This is a genomic window from Nocardioides sp. T2.26MG-1, from assembly GCF_950101795.1.
Taxonomy (GTDB): domain Bacteria; phylum Actinomycetota; class Actinomycetes; order Propionibacteriales; family Nocardioidaceae; genus Nocardioides.
Map to the genome: position 1 here is coordinate 1 of NZ_CATNLZ010000027.1, position 324 is coordinate 324.

The 324-nt window shown below is 66.4% G+C and carries 1 protein-coding gene; it reads right to left on the reverse strand.

Translation table 11 applies throughout. The features are described from left to right. Positions 1-60: 60 nt before the first annotated feature. A partial coding sequence (locus tag QQZ14_RS15010) for a hypothetical protein (RefSeq protein ID WP_284535151.1) occupies positions 61-324 on the reverse strand: 264 nt, incomplete at its 5' end.

Consider the following 324-nt stretch of genomic DNA (forward strand, 5'->3'; position numbering starts at 1 on the left):
CGGTGGTTGAGGTGCGAGCGCAGCGAGCCTCGAAACCACCGGGCCGGTGATCCTCGGCCTTCAGGCCCGCTCACGGTTGCGGTCCCTGGCAGCAAAGCGGTGAAGGTCCGCCACGGGTCGCCCGCCGCTGCCGGCTTCCCGACCGCCGCCCCGAAAACTCAGCCCCACCAACATATTGACATCTCGAACACCTGTTCGATAGACTGTCGCCGCGAACTTCTTCTCGGGAGTGGCGATGACCGCACAGACCAACCCACGACACCAGGTCTCGCGCGCCGTCACGGCCGTCCACGCCCTCCTCGATGAGATCTCGGATGCGTCCCT